14 protein-coding genes are annotated in these 15,479 nt (G+C 55.6%); 7 read left to right on the top strand and 7 right to left on the bottom strand.

Translation table 11 applies throughout. From position 1 onward, the window contains the following. Nucleotides 1-69: 69 nt before the first annotated feature. Together AC6I8W_RS11095 and AC6I8W_RS11090 are read left to right on the top strand one after the other, a co-directional pair. Nucleotides 70-1,236: a methionine aminotransferase gene (locus AC6I8W_RS11095; protein WP_497835059.1), complete on the top strand. Its 1,167-nt coding sequence runs from the start codon at nt 70-72 to the stop codon at nt 1,234-1,236. 15 nt (nt 1,237-1,251) lie between these two features. Further along, nucleotides 1,252-2,031: a transporter substrate-binding domain-containing protein gene (locus AC6I8W_RS11090; protein ID WP_480371114.1), complete on the top strand. Its 780-nt coding sequence runs from the start codon at nt 1,252-1,254 to the stop codon at nt 2,029-2,031. 85 nt (nt 2,032-2,116) lie between these two features. Here the strand turns inward: AC6I8W_RS11090 and pepT are convergent, their stop codons facing one another. Continuing rightward, on the bottom strand, nt 2,117-3,343 hold the full coding sequence (gene pepT, locus AC6I8W_RS11085; protein WP_497838171.1) for a peptidase T: 1,227 nt from the start codon (nt 3,341-3,343) through the stop codon (nt 2,117-2,119). Nucleotides 3,344-3,443: 100 nt separating this feature from the next. Then, nucleotides 3,444-4,352 carry a LysR family transcriptional regulator gene (locus tag AC6I8W_RS11080; protein WP_497835058.1) on the bottom strand — a complete coding sequence of 303 codons (909 nt, stop codon included), beginning with the start codon at nt 4,350-4,352 and terminating at the stop codon, nt 3,444-3,446. Between the two features lie 132 nt (nt 4,353-4,484). Between AC6I8W_RS11080 and AC6I8W_RS11075 the strand changes: the two genes are divergently transcribed. Further along, complete coding sequence (locus AC6I8W_RS11075; protein ID WP_497835057.1) at nt 4,485-5,906, top strand: M20 family metallopeptidase; 1,422 nt, start codon at nt 4,485-4,487, stop codon at nt 5,904-5,906. Next, entirely contained in the window at nt 5,903-7,177 is a 1,275-nt protein-coding gene (locus AC6I8W_RS11070) for an MFS transporter (RefSeq protein WP_497835056.1), read from the top strand. The genes AC6I8W_RS11075 and AC6I8W_RS11070 overlap by 4 nt, the downstream gene beginning before the upstream one ends. Before the next feature lie 43 nt (nt 7,178-7,220). Here the strand turns inward: AC6I8W_RS11070 and aldA are convergent, their stop codons facing one another. From aldA to AC6I8W_RS11055, 3 genes are all read right to left on the bottom strand, one after another. Further along, the gene (aldA, locus tag AC6I8W_RS11065) at nt 7,221-8,657 is read right to left on the bottom strand and encodes an aldehyde dehydrogenase (protein ID WP_497835055.1); all 1,437 of its coding nucleotides are present in this window, start codon (nt 8,655-8,657) and stop codon (nt 7,221-7,223) included. A gap of 202 nt (nt 8,658-8,859) precedes the next feature. Beyond that, nucleotides 8,860-8,958, bottom strand: a complete 99-nt coding sequence (locus AC6I8W_RS11060; protein WP_139807978.1) for a YoaK family small membrane protein — start codon at nt 8,956-8,958, stop codon at nt 8,860-8,862. 25 nt (nt 8,959-8,983) lie between these two features. Next, the gene (locus AC6I8W_RS11055; protein ID WP_497835054.1) at nt 8,984-9,307 is read right to left on the bottom strand and encodes a hypothetical protein; all 324 of its coding nucleotides are present in this window, start codon (nt 9,305-9,307) and stop codon (nt 8,984-8,986) included. 367 nt (nt 9,308-9,674) lie between these two features. On the opposite strand from AC6I8W_RS11055, the gene rhaT reads away from it, so the two are divergent. Further along, nucleotides 9,675-10,709, top strand: a complete 1,035-nt coding sequence (gene rhaT, locus AC6I8W_RS11050; RefSeq protein WP_497835053.1) for an L-rhamnose/proton symporter RhaT — start codon at nt 9,675-9,677, stop codon at nt 10,707-10,709. Between the two features lie 45 nt (nt 10,710-10,754). Here rhaT and rhaR read toward each other — a convergent pair whose 3' ends face one another. Then, entirely contained in the window at nt 10,755-11,618 is an 864-nt protein-coding gene (rhaR, locus tag AC6I8W_RS11045; RefSeq protein WP_497835052.1) for an HTH-type transcriptional activator RhaR, read from the bottom strand. A 17-nt stretch (nt 11,619-11,635) separates the two neighbouring features. Further along, nucleotides 11,636-12,457 carry an HTH-type transcriptional activator RhaS gene (gene rhaS, locus AC6I8W_RS11040; protein WP_497835051.1) on the bottom strand — a complete coding sequence of 274 codons (822 nt, stop codon included), beginning with the start codon at nt 12,455-12,457 and terminating at the stop codon, nt 11,636-11,638. Between the two features lie 292 nt (nt 12,458-12,749). Here rhaS and rhaB point away from each other — a divergent pair, with 292 nt between their 5' ends. Both rhaB and AC6I8W_RS11030 read left to right on the top strand, forming a co-directional pair. After that, the gene (gene rhaB / locus AC6I8W_RS11035) at nt 12,750-14,231 is read left to right on the top strand and encodes a rhamnulokinase (protein WP_497835050.1); all 1,482 of its coding nucleotides are present in this window, start codon (nt 12,750-12,752) and stop codon (nt 14,229-14,231) included. Continuing rightward, nucleotides 14,215-15,471 carry an L-rhamnose isomerase gene (locus AC6I8W_RS11030; RefSeq protein ID WP_497835049.1) on the top strand — a complete coding sequence of 419 codons (1,257 nt, stop codon included), beginning with the start codon at nt 14,215-14,217 and terminating at the stop codon, nt 15,469-15,471. The genes rhaB and AC6I8W_RS11030 overlap by 17 nt, the downstream gene beginning before the upstream one ends. The last annotated feature ends 8 nt before the right edge of the window (nt 15,472-15,479 follow it).

The raw sequence follows: 15,479 nt of genomic DNA, 5'->3' as shown, positions 1-15,479 counted from the left end.
AAGTGACAGGTCGTTGAATAGATATCTGATTTCCTTACGTGGTTATGCAATCCTTTAGGCGGAGTGACTATGTCCATCCAGGCAAGTGTTCAGACTTCTTCAAAATTACCCGATGTTGGCACCACCATTTTCAGCGTGATTGGGCAGCTTTCGGCGCAGCACAAAGCCATTAACCTGTCTCAGGGTGCACCCAATTTTCCTTGCGATCCGCAACTGGTTGAACTGGTCAGTAACGCGATGCGTGAAGGGCATAACCAGTATGCACCGCTGACCGGCCTGCCTGCGTTGAAAGAAGCACTGGCGCAGAAAGTGCAAACTCTGTACGGCCAGCAATATGATGTCGGCAGCGAAGTGTTGATCACCGGCAGCGCCAGCCAGGGTATCTACATGGCGATTTCCGCGCTGGTACATCCGGGCGACGAAGTGATTTTCTTCGAACCGGCCTTTGACAGCTATGCACCCGTGGTCCGTTTGCAAGGCGGTAAGCCGATTGGCCTGAAATTGCAGGTGCCGGATTTTGCTATCAACTGGGACGAACTGCGCGCCACCATTACGCCACGCACCCGGATGATCATCATCAACACGCCACACAACCCCAGCGCGCAGGTGTTAACCCCGGCAGATCTGGACCAGCTGGCTCAGCTTACGCGCAATACCGATATCGTGGTGCTGTCTGATGAAGTGTACGAACATATCGTGTTTGATGGTCGTCCCCATTGCGGCATGGCAACCCATCCGGAACTGGCCCAGCGCAGCGTCATCGTCTCTTCCTTTGGCAAGACCTTCCATGTCACCGGCTGGCGCGTCGGCTATGCGCTGGCACCTGCCGAGCTGATGACCGAAATCGTCAAAGTGCATCAGTTTATGATGTATGCCGCCGATACCCCGATGCAGGTCGGTTTTGCTCAGTATCTGCAACAGCCGGAAAACTATTTGCAGCTGTCGCCGTTCTATCAGCAGAAACGCGATCGCCTGATGTCATTGATGGCGGATTCGTCGTTTAAGCTGCTGCCATGCGCGGGTTCTTTCTTTGTTTTAGCCAGTTATGGACATTTCAGTGACGAAAGCGATAGCGAAATGGTAAAACGTCTCATCGTCGAACACGGTGTGGCGACCATTCCGTTGTCGGCGTTTTATATGGACGGCACAGACAATAAATTAATCCGTTTGTCGTTTGCCAAAGACGATGCGACATTACAGGCCGGTGCAGAAGCGCTCTGCCGGGTCAAAGGGTAACTCAAGGGTATAACAATGAAAAAATTGAACGCACTTTTTATCGCGCTGGGTATGCTGACTTCTGCTCATGCGTTGGCGCAGGAAACATTGCGCTACGGCCTGGAGTCTCAATATCCGCCGTTTGAAAGCCGTAACGCTCAGGGCGAGCTGGAAGGTTTCGATATCGAACTGGGTAAAGCCATTTGCCAGACCGGCAACTTCAAATGCAGCTGGGTAGAAAGCAGCTTTGACGCGCTGATCCCTGCGTTGCAGGCGAAGAAGTTTGATGCCATCAACTCGGCGATGAACATCACCGAAGCGCGTGCGAAAAGCATCGATTTCACCAAACCGATCTACCGCATCCCGACCATGCTGGTGGCGAAAGAAGGCCAGGGCCTGCTGCCGACCGCCGAGTCGCTGAAAGGTAAGAACATCGGTGTGTTGCAGGGTTCCATTCAGGAAACCTACGCCAAGAAGCACTGGGAATCGCAAGGCGTGACCGTCACCTCTTACCAGGACCAGAACCAGGTTTATAACGACATGGTCGCCGGTCGTCTGGATGGTACGTTGGTGATGTCCGCTGCGGGTCAGTCAGGTTTCCTTGATAAGCCGCAGGGCAAAGGTTTTGCCTTCGCCGGTAAACCGGTAGAAGACGATACCATCCTCGGTTCAGGCATTGGTTTTGGCCTGCGTAAGGGTGATGCCAAACTGAAGCAGGAGCTGGATGCGGCCATCACCAAAGTACAGGCTGACGGTACGGTCACTAAGCTGGCAGCGAAGTTCTTCCCTGGCATCGACGTCAGCGCCGCGAAGTAATCGTAAACCGTACCAAACCCGTGCGATGAATGAATCGCGCCGCTACAAATGATTGCACGCAACCGTAGCGGCGCGATTTATCGCGTCATTTCGCTGCTAAATAACACAACGCTTCTGCCACCTGATACGACTTCACAAACGACGGCACTGGCAAAAACTCAAAACGTGAATGGAAGTTGTGCGCACCGGTAAAGAAATTCGGTGTCAGCAATCCGCGTGCTGACAGCGCTGCACCATCCGTTCCTCCACGCATCGGGATCACCTTCGGCTCAATGTCCAACTGCGCCAGCGCGCTAAAAATCAAATCAATCGCGCGCCGATCATCACCAATCGCATTGCTGATATTGCTGTAGGTATCATTGATACTCAGCGCCACTGTTCCGGTGGGATAGCACGCGGCAATCTCATCGGTCACCTCCACCAGTTGCTGCTTCTTCGCATCAAAACCGTTAAGGTCGAAATCGCGAATCGAGGCTTTCAGCACCGCGCGGCTGGCGTTGGCCTGCATATCGTTAAACCAGATATACCCTTCGCGTCCTTCGGTGTGCTCCGGGGTAGCCAGACGATCAAATCGGGCGATAAAGTCATGCGCCATCAACAGCGGATTTACCAGCACGCCTTTGCCGGACATCGGATGCGCTGCCACGCCGGTAAACACAATCTCGGCGGCGGCGGCATTAAAGTTCTCGAACACCACTTCGCCTAACTCGCAGCAGTCGATAGTCCAGGCAAAATCGACGTTAAAACGCTGTTCCACATCGAGTGCCTTGGCACCGCGCAGCCCAATCTCTTCATCGGGTACAAACGCCACCCGGATATCACCGTGATCGCCTTGCAGGTTCTCCAGCAACGTCATCACCACCGTGACGGCGGCCTTGTTATCTGCGCCGAGCACGCTGGTGCCGTCGCTGAAGATAATCTCCTGACCCTGGTAAGGCGTAATCTCCGGGTGCTCCGCTACGCGCAGCCAGATATCCTGGTGGGCATTCAGACACAGATCCTCGCCAGTAAAGGTCAGGGTTTGTGGGTGAATATCCGGCGATAGCCCGACATCAACGGTATCGATATGGGTAATGAAACCGATGCAGGGTGCATCAGGACGATTACCGCGCTTCAGGGCTGTCACCGTGGCGTGTTGGTCGATGACGATCTCGTCCAGCCCCAATGCACGCAGTTCGGCGGCCAGCAGTTCGGCCATGGCGTGTTGTGATGCGGTGCTCGGGAGTGTGGTAGATTTGGCATCGCTCTGGCTGGATATCGCCAGATAACGATAAAAACGCTGAGTCAGCTGACGGGCGAGTTGATCGGTCATCATTATTCCTTAATGGGTGCGCACAACGGCGAAATAAGAAGCGTTAGCTATATCCTTGTATAACGATGCAGCCTTAGCGAAGTCAACAATTCCCACGAAATCAGATTTTTGCTTCCAGCAGATTGAGTTGCTGGTGAAGAAAATCGAGGAATAGATTCAGGGCGGCGTTACGTGGTCGTCCTGATTGCGTCTGGAGTTGCAGCGTACGCTGATTGAGTTGGTCGATGCCCACCGAATGTAACGTCAGCCCGTGGGTTTCCAGCTCATAACGCACGGTAAAAGGACTGCAAATGGTGACGGCCAGCGGCGTGCGTAACAAGAAATTGAACAGGGTGGAAAAGTTATCGCAGGTCAGCACCGGCTCCACCACGTTCCCGCTCATATGGCAGGAGAGGTCAAACAGCTGTCGCACCGTGGTGTTTTGTTCCGGCAGTGCCAGCGGGTACTGACTGAGATCCGCCAGCGTGACCTGATCGGCCTGTGCCAGCGGATGGCTGTGATGCATCACCAGCAAGACCGGCGCGGGCCAGGAACCCATCACCTCCACACCGCGTTCGGCATGCAGGCTGAACTGCAACGCCAGGTCACATTCACCGTTACGCACCAGTTCCGCCACCCCCTGGGTACTGGCGACTTTCAGGCTGAACAGCACGCCGGGATTAGTGGTGCGGAAATCGGCAAACAGGCGCGGCAACAGGGTAAAGGCCATGCCATCAGTACAGGCGACGCGGATCTGAGTACGACGTACCGCCGTTAAGCCCTTAATCTCCGCCAGCGCATACTCCATCTCCAGCATATTTTTGCGCACCTGGTGGGCAAAGATTTCCCCCGCTTCGGTCAACAGCATGCCGCGTGCGTGGCGATCAAACAGCGGCACACCGACCTGCGCCTCAAGCCGTTGAATCTGGCGACTGATGGCGGATACCGCGACAAACAACTGTTCACTGGCGGCGCTGAGCGATCCAGCGTTCACGACGGCGAGAAAATAACGGATCTCGCTACTTTGCATATTTCTGCCTCCTGATGGTGCAGCCTGGCTTTGCTTTAAAAGCAAATCTTACTCGATAAATTGATAATTGTGGCAAATCAGCCTTTCCGTAAAGATAAGGATGACGATAAAACCAACAACAGACAGGCAAACATGACAGCAAAACAGGCCGTTCAACAGGCCAGCGATTATTTTGACAGCGGGGAATTCCAGCAACAGCTGGCGCGGCGGGTGGCGCAGGTCACCGAAAGTCAGCGCGCGGATCGGGACCAGCAATTACATGATTATCTGCACGAGGAGATTGGCCCACAGCTGGCGACGCTCGGTTTCACGCTGCATTTTATCGACAATCCCGTGACGACAAATCGCCCGTTTCTGGTGGCGGTGCGCATTGAAGACCCGGCACTGCCGACGCTGTTGAGCTACGGCCACGGCGATGTGGTGTTTGGCGATGATGAAAACTGGCGCGACGGTTTATCTCCGTGGCAACTGAAAGAAGAGGGCGATCGCTGGTATGGCCGTGGCAGCGCGGATAATAAAGGCCAGCACTGCGTTAATCTGGCGGCGCTGGAACAGGTGTTTCAGGCTCGCGGTGGTCGCCTGGGTTTTAACTGCAAAATGCTGTTTGAAATGGGTGAAGAGATCAGCTCTCCGGGGCTGGCAGAACTGTGCGAACAATACGGTGAACTGCTGAAGTCCGACCTGTTTATTGCTTCCGATGGCCCGCGCCTGAATGCGGTGCGCCCGACGCTGTTTCTCGGCTCACGCGGCTGCGTCAATTTCCGTCTGACCATCAACGCACGTGACAACGCCTACCATTCCGGCAACTGGGGTGGTCTGCTGACCAATCCGGGAACCCAGCTGGCAAATGCCATCGCCACACTGGTCAATGCCCAGGGCGTGTTGCAGGTTGCGGCGCTGAAACCGACCTCACTGACCGACGATGTGCGTGCCATCCTCAGCGATATCAAGGTGGGCGGCATGCCAGGCGATCCGGCGATTGATGCGAACTGGGGGGAACCGGGTCTGACGCCGACCGAACGCCTGTATGGCTGGAATACGCTGGAAGTGCTGGCGTTTTTGACCGGCAACCCGGCAAGGCCGATGAACGCCATTCCCGGCAGCGCCACCGCCGTATGTCAGCTGCGTTTTGTGGTCGGCACCGACTGGGAAAATCTGGCGCAGCATATCGAGACGCATCTGCAACAGCATGGTTTTGACCAGGTAAAAGTGGAGTTTATGCGCGGATCACCGGCCACCCGTCTCGATCCTGGCGATCCATTGGTGAGCTGGGTGCTGGAGAACATGGCGCAAATCAGTGGGAAAAAACCGGCGCTGCTGCCCAACCTCGGCGGGTCGCTGCCCAACGAGGTGTTCTCCGACATCCTCGGCCTGCCAACGTTGTGGGTGCCGCACTCCTATCCGGCCTGCGGTCAGCACGGCGTTAACGAACATATGTTGAAATCCATCGCCCGCGAGGGTCTGCAAATCATGACGCGTCTGTTGTGGGATTTGGGTGAGCAAGGCACAGCGTTGATAGCCCGTCACCAGGCGCATGCCGGAGGTGCCAAATGAGTAGCATCAGTCACAGTGCACCTGCCAGTGCAGTTAAACCCAATCTGCATAAGACCCTGTTTGCCACCTGTATCGGTAACGCGCTGGAGTGGTTCGACATTGCGGTGTATGGCTTTTTCGCCAGCTATATCGCGCATGCCTTTTTCCCGACCAGCGACCCGTCGGTATCGTTGCTACTGACCTTTGGCAGTTTCGGCGTTTCGTTCCTGATCCGTCCGCTGGGGGCGATTGTGCTCGGCAACTACGCCGATCGTCATGGTCGCAAAAAGGCGTTGTTGCTGTCGATCAACCTGATGATGGTGGGTGGCGCGATTATCACCTTTATGCCGGGCTATGCCTCGATTGGTCTGGCTGCACCGTTACTGATTCTGCTGGCACGCCTGGTTCAGGGTTTCTCCGCTGGGGGGGAATTCGGCAGCTCGACAGCGTTCTTGGTGGAACATTTCCCGGAGCGTAAAGCCTTTATCGCCAGCTGGCAGTTCGCCACCCAGGGGGCGAGTACCTTGATGGCGTCGGCGTTTGGCCTTGGTCTGACGCAGATCCTGACCGAGAGCCAGATTCAGGAGTGGGGCTGGCGTATTCCGTTTGCCTTTGGCCTGCTGATTGGCCCACTGGGCATTTACATCCGTCGTCACGTGCATGAACCGGCCAGCTTTGCCCAGCAACAACCGGAAGCGGCACCGTTGAAGCGTCTTTTTGGTCGCCAGAAGGAGCTGATGCTGTTGGCGATTGGCTTGATGGTTATCTCTACCGCCGTCAACTACATGCTCAACTATGTTCCGACCTATGCCACCAAAACGCTGCATCTGCCGGGTTCGGCGGCGTTTAGCGCCACTTTGCTGGCCGGGGTGATTCTGACCGTGGTCACGCCGCTGATGGGACTGTGGGCCGAGAAGGTGGGGCGTGTGCCGTTGATGTGGGGATCGTTGATTCTGTTGCTGGTAACTATCTATCCGGCGTTTACGCTGGTGGTCAATCACACCACGCCGTTGACGCTGATGTTATTGGTAGGCTGGATGGCGCTGCTCAAGTCGGTGTACTTCTCGACTGTGCCCTCAGTGATGGCGGATCTGTTCCCGATTGGCACGCGTGCCAGCGGCATGGCGATCAGCTATAACATCGCGGTGACGGTGTTTGGCGGCTTTGCGCCACTGATTTGTACCCTGCTGATCAGCGCGACGGGCACCAGCCTGGCACCGAGTTATTATTTGATGGCAGTGGCGTTGCTGAGTGGCATTGCGTTGGTGCGTAGCAAACAACGCCTGAGTTAAGGTGAGGTCGCGGCGCGATTAATCGCGCCGCGACGGGTTATTTTTACGCAAACTGCAAATAGGCCACATGGGTTTGCAGATACTCTTCCAGCCCATGACGGCCATCGGCACCGCCGATCCCGGACTTACGCCAGCCCGCATGGAAGCCCTGCATCGCTTCGAAATTCTCACGGTTGATGTAGGTCTCACCGAATTTCAGCTGACGCAGCGCAATCATCGCGGTGTTCAAATTCTGGGTATAAATCGATGACGTCAGACCATATTCGCAATCGTTAGCCAGGCTAATCGCCTCATCCAGCGTTTTAAAGGTCATCACCGGCAGCACCGGGCCAAAGATCTCTTCGCGCATGATCTCCATCTCCTGACGCACGCCAGTGATGATGGTTGGCTCAAAATAGAATCCTTGTTCTCCGGCACGCTTACCACCGAGAATCACTTTGCCACCTTGCTCCACGGCCTTCGCCACTTTTTGCTCGACGCGACCGAGTGCCGCAGCGGTGATCAGCGGTCCCATATCGATGTCAGTACGCTCGGCGGGATTGCCGAATTTCACCTGTTTAAAGGCGTCTGTCAGCGCGCTGATAAAGCGATCGTAAATGCCTTCCTGCACGTAAACGCGCTCGGCGCAGTTACACACCTGCCCGGTATTGATCACGCGGGAACTGACAATGGCTTTCACCGCCAGTTCGAGGTCGGCGTCGTCCATCACGATAGCCGGGGCTTTGCCGCCCAGCTCCAGCGACACTTTGGTCACATTCTTCGCGGCCGCTTCCATGGTGGCGATACCGGCATTCACGCTGCCGGTGAGGCTCACCAGCCCCACTTTCGGGTTGGCCGCCAGCTCCTGGCCAACCTCCGGGCCATAGCCGTAGACAAAATTGATCACCCCGGCTGGCAGGCCGATATCATGCAAAATTTCAGCAAAAATGGCGGCGTTATTCGGTGTCAGCTCACTCGGTTTAATCACGATGGTATTGCCGGTGACCAGAGCCGGTGCCGCTTTACGTGCAATCAGGAAGAAGGGGAAGTTCCACGGCAGAATACCAGTGGTCACACCGATGGCTTTCTTAAACACAAAAATATTTTCGTTCGGACGATCGCTGTTAACGATCTCACCCTCATAGCGGCGCGCCCACTCGGCCATATAGTCAAGATAGTCGGCGGTGAACAGCACTTCGGTTTGTGCCAGCCCCTGAGTTTTACCGCCCTCGGCCACGATGGTGGCAGTGAGTTCTGGCTCACGCTGACGAATGCCAACGGCGATTTTGCGCAGCCAGTTACCACGCTCAATGGCCGGTAACGCTTCCCAACCCGGTTGAGCCGCCTCGGCGGCGGCAATTGCCTCGCTGGCGACCTGTTTGGTTCCTTCCGGTACGCGTGACAGCAGGGCTTCGGTGGCCGGATTGATCACCTCAATCCATTTGTCGTTCTGATTGGCAACAAACTCGCCATTAATGAAATGTTGATGGTGCGTTGTCATCTGTAGGGTCTCCGCGATCGGTTTCGTTAAATTTGTGTGAAATGCAGAGTGAAGCAGATCAAGGTGTAGCACCTTTTTGTCACTGCCAGCGTAGGGAGGGAGATGGCAGAGAAGGGAAGAAACAGATGACAAGCGCAGCATATCTGGCGAAATGCTGCGTATTCAGCAGGTTAGTGGGTGAGGCGGCGGAGTCTGAAAAAGGTCACGACCCCGGCATCATCGCGCCACTGGCGATAAACCAGGCGAGGAAGCTGACACCAGCAACGATAATAGCGATGGGGAAAAGCAGTCCGATTTTCATGATTATCCTGAATGTGAAGGCGGGTTCAGGTGAGCTGAACCAGGGCGCGATGCGTTTTCATCATACTGAACAACTGAAACTGCGTGGCATCGTCAATTTCACGCAGATGTTCACCCTTTTGATACTGAATACTGTGAATATGGCCAAGTTGCCGCCACACCACAATCGCTGAGGCCAGCAGGGCGCAATTATTTTCGCTCTGCACGCACTCAAGGCGGGCATAGTGTATATCTTCCAGCCCGTTAATAAAGATATTGAGTGACTCAGACGGCACAATGGCGCGGATATCATCCAACATTACGCGACTCACCGGACGTGAGAGCAACAGCGTCAACCTCTTGGTATTCATCCCAATCCTTGTCCTGATGATTTTCCTCAACGTTATACGGATTAATTGCAGCGGGGGGAAGCCACGATCCGTGCTTTGTGTGATTGCCATGTTAACGCATTGCATGGCAATCAGGTTGAAACTGTGCTGATCAACACAACATTTCCAGAAAATATTGATAATAATAAGTGAGTTATCCATTCTTCTGACGTGCCTGCCTGCAAATGCGTTTTTGTGATCCTTATGTTGAAAACCCACCGGATATTGCCAATCCCGCTCACTCCCCGGCAGCCATTCAAAGGCTGAGGAAAAGCGGTCCGCCGTAGACTGCCGGGTAATCGGGAGACCGACGGTTTCCTGTTAGCCTCAACCTTACGAAGGAATAATAATGAACAGTGCCATCATTGCAGGTATCTTCTGGCATCTGGTGGGTGCCACCAGTGCCGCATGTTTTTATGCTCCGTTTAAACAGGTGAAAAAGTGGTCGTGGGAAACCATGTGGTCGATCGGCGGCGTGATGTCGTGGCTGATCCTGCCGTGGGTGGTGAGCGCAGTGCTGCTGCCGAACTTCTGGGCTTACTACGGCAGCTTTAGCTTCTCACAGCTGCTGCCGGTGTTTCTGTTCGGTGCTATGTGGGGTGTCGGCAACATCAACTACGGTCTGACCATGCGTTATCTGGGGATGTCGATGGGCATCGGCATTGCCATTGGTATTACGCTGGTGGTCGGCACGCTGATGACGCCGTTGTTGCAGGGCCGTTTTGTCGAACTGTTCAGCTCAGAAGGTGGCCGTCTGACGCTGCTGGGTGTGTTTGTTGCGCTGATTGGCGTGGCTATCGTCTCCCGTGCCGGATTGTTGAAAGAGCGCGCGCTGGGGATTAACGCAGAAGAGTTCAACCTCAGGAAGGGGTTGGTGCTGGCAGTGATTTGCGGCATCTTCTCCGCCGGGATGTCTTTCGCGATGGATGCCGCCAAACCGATGCACACAGCAGCAGCCAACCTTGGCATTAATCCGCTGTACGTGGCGCTGCCCAGTTATGTGGTGATTATGGGCGGTGGCGCGCTGGTTAACCTGGCTTACTGCTTTATCCGTCTGGCAGTGAAACCTGAACTTTCGGTGCGCGCCGACTTCTCCGTGGCGAAACCGATGCTGCTGGCCAACATCGCTTTTGCCGTGCTGGGCGGCACCATGTGGTATCTGCAATTCTTCTTCTATGCCTGGGGCCACGCCAAAATCCCGCCGCAGTATGACTTCGTGAGCTGGATGCTGCATATGAGCCTGTATGTACTGTGCGGTGGCTTGGTCGGACTGGTGCTGAAGGAGTGGAAAGCCGTCGGACAGCGTCCGGTGCGGGTACTGTCCCTGGGTTGCGTGGTGATTATTATCGCGGCCAATATTGTCGGGTTGGGGATGGCTTCATAGTTAACTTGCACATCATCGTAGCGGCGCGATGTATCGCGCCGCGGATCAGTGCGGTTCACCAATCAACGCCGGGCGATGCGGTAAAAAACGTTGCCGCCAGGCGCTCGGCGTCAACCCGGTTTCACGGGTGAACACCACCGAGAAGTAATTACTGTCATCAAAGCCGCAACGCGCGGCCACTTCACTGATTAGCCAATCCTGAGTACGTAGCAGATATTTCGCCTGGCACAGCTGCAATTGACGCAGATAATGCCCGACAGTCATACCGGTTTGTTGACGAAACAACTGCTTTAATCCGCGTTCACTTAACTGATTTTGCTGACAGAATGTGGCGAGATCGAAAGGGCGGTCAATCGCACCCTGCAATGCCGACATTAACAGATCCAACTGTTCGCCTTCTGGCAACACCCACGGGCGGTCCGCCGCATAGCCGTGACGACGGAGTATCAAGGCCAGCTGTAAAAACAGCGCTTCGGAAAGCTGGATCGAGAGGGGGTCGCTTTTGCGGCTTTCACGTTCCAGTTGGGTGATTACGCCGCGTGCCAGCGCCATACCACGCGTGGTTAAGCGCCAGCAAGCGGGGGATGCCCCATCCTCCGGCGGCAGCAACTGACCCCAGTCCAGTCCGAGATGAAAGCGGTCACGGCAGTAGAGAATATTATCCAGCACCAGGTCGTTGACGCTGTCGTAGCTGTGGCAGTCGTTATCGCGGATATAAAACACATCGCCACAGGTAATCAGCCACGGACGATCGTTCAGCACATGCAGACCGTTACCGCGCCAGACGATGACAATCTCACTGAACTCATGTCGATGCGGCGGAAATGAAGGTTGCGGCAGACGTTCGGCTACCGCAATCGGCAGGTTGGGGGCTGGGAAGTAGTCTTCGCGCGTCAATAGTAGCGACATGAGGGGCACACTCCACCTTACATCATCTGCTGGCGCTCCGCTCGGGGCGCACAGCCAAATTCCCGCCGAAACAGCGTGGAAAAATGGTTACTGTCACCAAATCCGCACTGATAGGCGATATCCGTAATACGCATATCACTGTGCCGCAGCAAGTGGCGCGCCTGTAACAAGCGCAACCGGTTCAGATAACGCTGCGGCGTATTGCCGGTCTGCTGCTTCATTTGACGATGCAGCGTGCGCAACGACAGAGAAAATTGGTCAGCTAAGGCTTCCCAGGCAATCTCTTCACTGTAGTGTTCATTCAGCCAGTCGAGCAAACGATGCAGGCGTGCTTCCTGGTCCTGCGCGGCATCGTTGTGACCGGCTTCGCGCAGCAACACCAGCAGTTGCAGGAACGATTGTTCCTGACGCGCTTGCTTCTCCAGCGACCACATTCCCTGCTGGTTCATCTGCGCCGCAATCTGCAACGCCTGGGCCATCACTTTCTGGTTGATACGCCAGTGCGAGCTGTAGTTGCCATCTTCCTCACGCGGTAACAACGCCTGCAAACCGGAAAGAAAACGAAATGATGCCGGACTGCGGTACAGCACGTTGGTCAGGCACAGATTGTCGGTTTGCTCATAAAGATGACGATCGTGATCGCGTACAAAACACACGCAGCCAGCACACAACGCCTGCGGCTGACCATTAAACACATGGATGCCCGAACCTTGTTCCACCAATACGATCTCATGAAAATCATGGTGATGTTCGGGGAAGGCCAGTTGTGGCACGCGCGGTTCAATCGCAATGGCGTACTCCCCGGCGGGGAAAAAATCTGCGCTGTGTAAAACGGTCATTGTTCGCCTCTCATTATTAACAAATCCGTAACCGAGTCTACTCAGGCGATCAGCACCTTACCTTGAATTTCACACCCGCTGATGCAGGAAAATGGCTAATTTTTCAAGATCTCCGGGGTTGATGCAGAAAATGCGGCAAAGCTCACAACTCGGCGCTTATGCGGTTCTGTGAGCTGTCTCACGAACATCTTTGTTACGGTGCCAGTGGGCCTGACGCGCTGGCAGTAACGGGAAGGTGAGGGAAAGGCAGGATTTTTACTCTGTATGCATCTCATCACAGGAAGAACACGCCATGAGTATGCGTAACATTGTTGCCATTGATTTAGGCGCATCCAGCGGGCGTGTCATGCTCGCGCAATGGACCACGGAAAGCCAGCAACTCAGCCTACGTGAAGTCCGTCGTTTTGCGAATCAGCGCGTACGGCGTGCCGGTTACGACTGCTGGGATCTGGAGGGACTGGAGCAGGAAATCCGTCAGGGGCTGCAACAGCTGGATGAGGAAGGCATCGTGCCGGACAGCATTGGCATTGACACCTGGGGTGTAGACCTGGTGTTGCTGGATGCAGACGGCAAGCGGGTCGGCGAGGCGGTCAGCTATCGCGACGCCCGCACCGACGGCCAGATGGCCCAGGCAATCAATGATCTCGGCAAGTCGGCGATTTATCAGCGTACCGGCATTCAGTTTCTGCCGTTTAACACCCTGTACCAACTGCGCGCACTGCATCTGCAACAGCCAGACTGGCAGGCGCAGGTGTGTCACGCGCTGATGATTCCTGATTACCTGCATTATCGCCTGACCGGCAAGTTGAACTGGGAATACACCAATGCCACCACCACGCAACTGCTAAATATCACCAGTGGGGAGTGGGATGATGATTTATTCGCCTGGACAGGCATACCGGCGCGTTGGTTCGGCACACCCACTGCGCCGGGTAACACTATTGGTCATTGGATCAGTCCGCGTGGCCATCATATCCCGGTGATCGCCGTTGCCACTCATGATACCGCCAGCGCGGTGCTGGCAACGCCATTGATGCAGGACGATGCCGCTTACCTTAGCTCCGGCACCTGGTCGCTGATGGGGATTGAAAGCCTGCAACCGTGCCTCAGCCAGACAGCGCTCGACGCCAATATCACCAACGAGGGCGGCGCGGAAGGCTATCGGGTGCTGAAAAATATCATGGGCCTGTGGCTGTTGCAGCGCGTGTGTACTGAGCTGCACATCAGCGACTTGTGCGCCCTGATTCAGCAGGCCGCTGAGCAACCGGCCTGTGTCGCGCTGATCAATCCCAACGCCAACCGCTTTATTAACCCCGCCAGCATGGTGCAGGAGATTCAGGATGCCTGTGCGGAGCAGCAGATGCCGGTGCCGCAAACGCCGGCTGCGCTGGCGCGTACCATATTTGACAGTCTGGCGCTGCTCTATCGCCAGGTGATCGGTGAACTTGGTCAGTTGCGTTCGTCGCCGTTGCGTCAACTGCATGTGGTCGGCGGCGGTTGCCAGAATCCGCTGCTGAACCAACTGTGCGCCGATGCCTGCCAGTTGCCGGTGTTCGCCGGTCCGGTGGAAGCCTCAACCCTGGGCAATGTCGGCTGCCAACTGATCGCTCTCGGAGAATTACGCGATGTGGCGGATCTGCGTCGTTGCATCAGCCAAAACTTCCCGTTAGAAAAATTTGCCCCGCTTAACAACAGCGCTTTTCGTGCCAGCCTGGCACGCTTCGCCGCGCTGAGCCAACCCGCTAAGGAACTTGCTTATGACAAAGCTGATTGAACAGGCCTTTGACCTGGCGAAACAACGTTACGCTGCGATTAACGTCGATGTGGAACAGGTAATGACGCAACTGGATGGCATTCCGGTGTCGATGCACTGCTGGCAGGGGGATGACGTTCGCGGATTTGAAAATCCGCAGGGCGCGCTGACTGGTGGTATCCAGGCCACTGGCAACTATCCTGGCCGGGCGCGTAATGCTGAGGAGCTGCGCGCCGATCTGGACCAAGCTCTGTCACTGATCCCTGGAGCGAAACGCCTCAACCTGCACGCCATCTACCTGGAGAGCGATAAGCCGGTGGAGCGCGATGCCATCGAACCAGCCCACTTCAGCAACTGGGTAGAATGGGCGAAAAACAACAAGTTGGGACTGGACTTCAACCCGACCTGTTTCTCCCACCCGCTGAGCGCTGATGGCTTTACCTTATCTCACGCGGATAAGGGGATTCGCCAGTTCTGGATTGATCATTGCAAAGCCAGCCGCCATATTTCTGCCTTTTTTGGCGAGCAGTTGGGGACGCCTTCAGTGATGAATATCTGGGTGCCGGACGGGATGAAAGATCTGACGGTGGATCGCCTGGCACCGCGTCAGCGTCTGCTGGCAGCGCTGGACGAGATCATCAGTGAAAAACTCAATCCGCAACATCATATCGATGCGGTGGAAAGCAAGCTGTTTGGTATCGGAGCCGAGAGTTATACCGTGGGTTCCAATGAATTTTACCTCGGCTACGCCTGTAGTCGTCAGACGGCGCTGACGCTGGACGCGGGCCATTTCCATCCGACCGAAGTGATCTCCGACAAGATCTCTACCGCCATGTTGTATGTGCCGCGTTTGTTGCTGCATGTCAGCCGTCCGGTGCGCTGGGACAGCGATCATGTGGTGATTCTGGATGATGAAACTCAGGCGATTGCTCATGAGATAGCACGCCAGAAACTGTTCGACAAAGTACATATCGGCCTCGACTTCTTTGATGCCTCGATCAACCGCATTGCCGCCTGGGTGATTGGTACGCGCAATGCCAAAAAAGCGTTACTGCGCGCCTTGCTGGAGCCAACCGATCAGCTGCGCCAACTGGAAGCCGCAGGGGACTACACCGCGCGCCTGGCGCTACTGGAAGAACAGAAATCGCTGCCGTGGCAGGCGGTGTGGGAGGCCTGGTGCCTGCGCCATGATGTCCCGGCCGACGCCAGTTGGCTGAGCGATGTCCGTCACTATGAACAACAGATTCTGGCTCAACGATAAGGGACACC

It is taken from the genome of Pantoea sp. X-Soil-TKNS-1211 (assembly GCF_059730495.1).
This window is presented reverse-complemented; position numbering and strand designations above follow the sequence as displayed.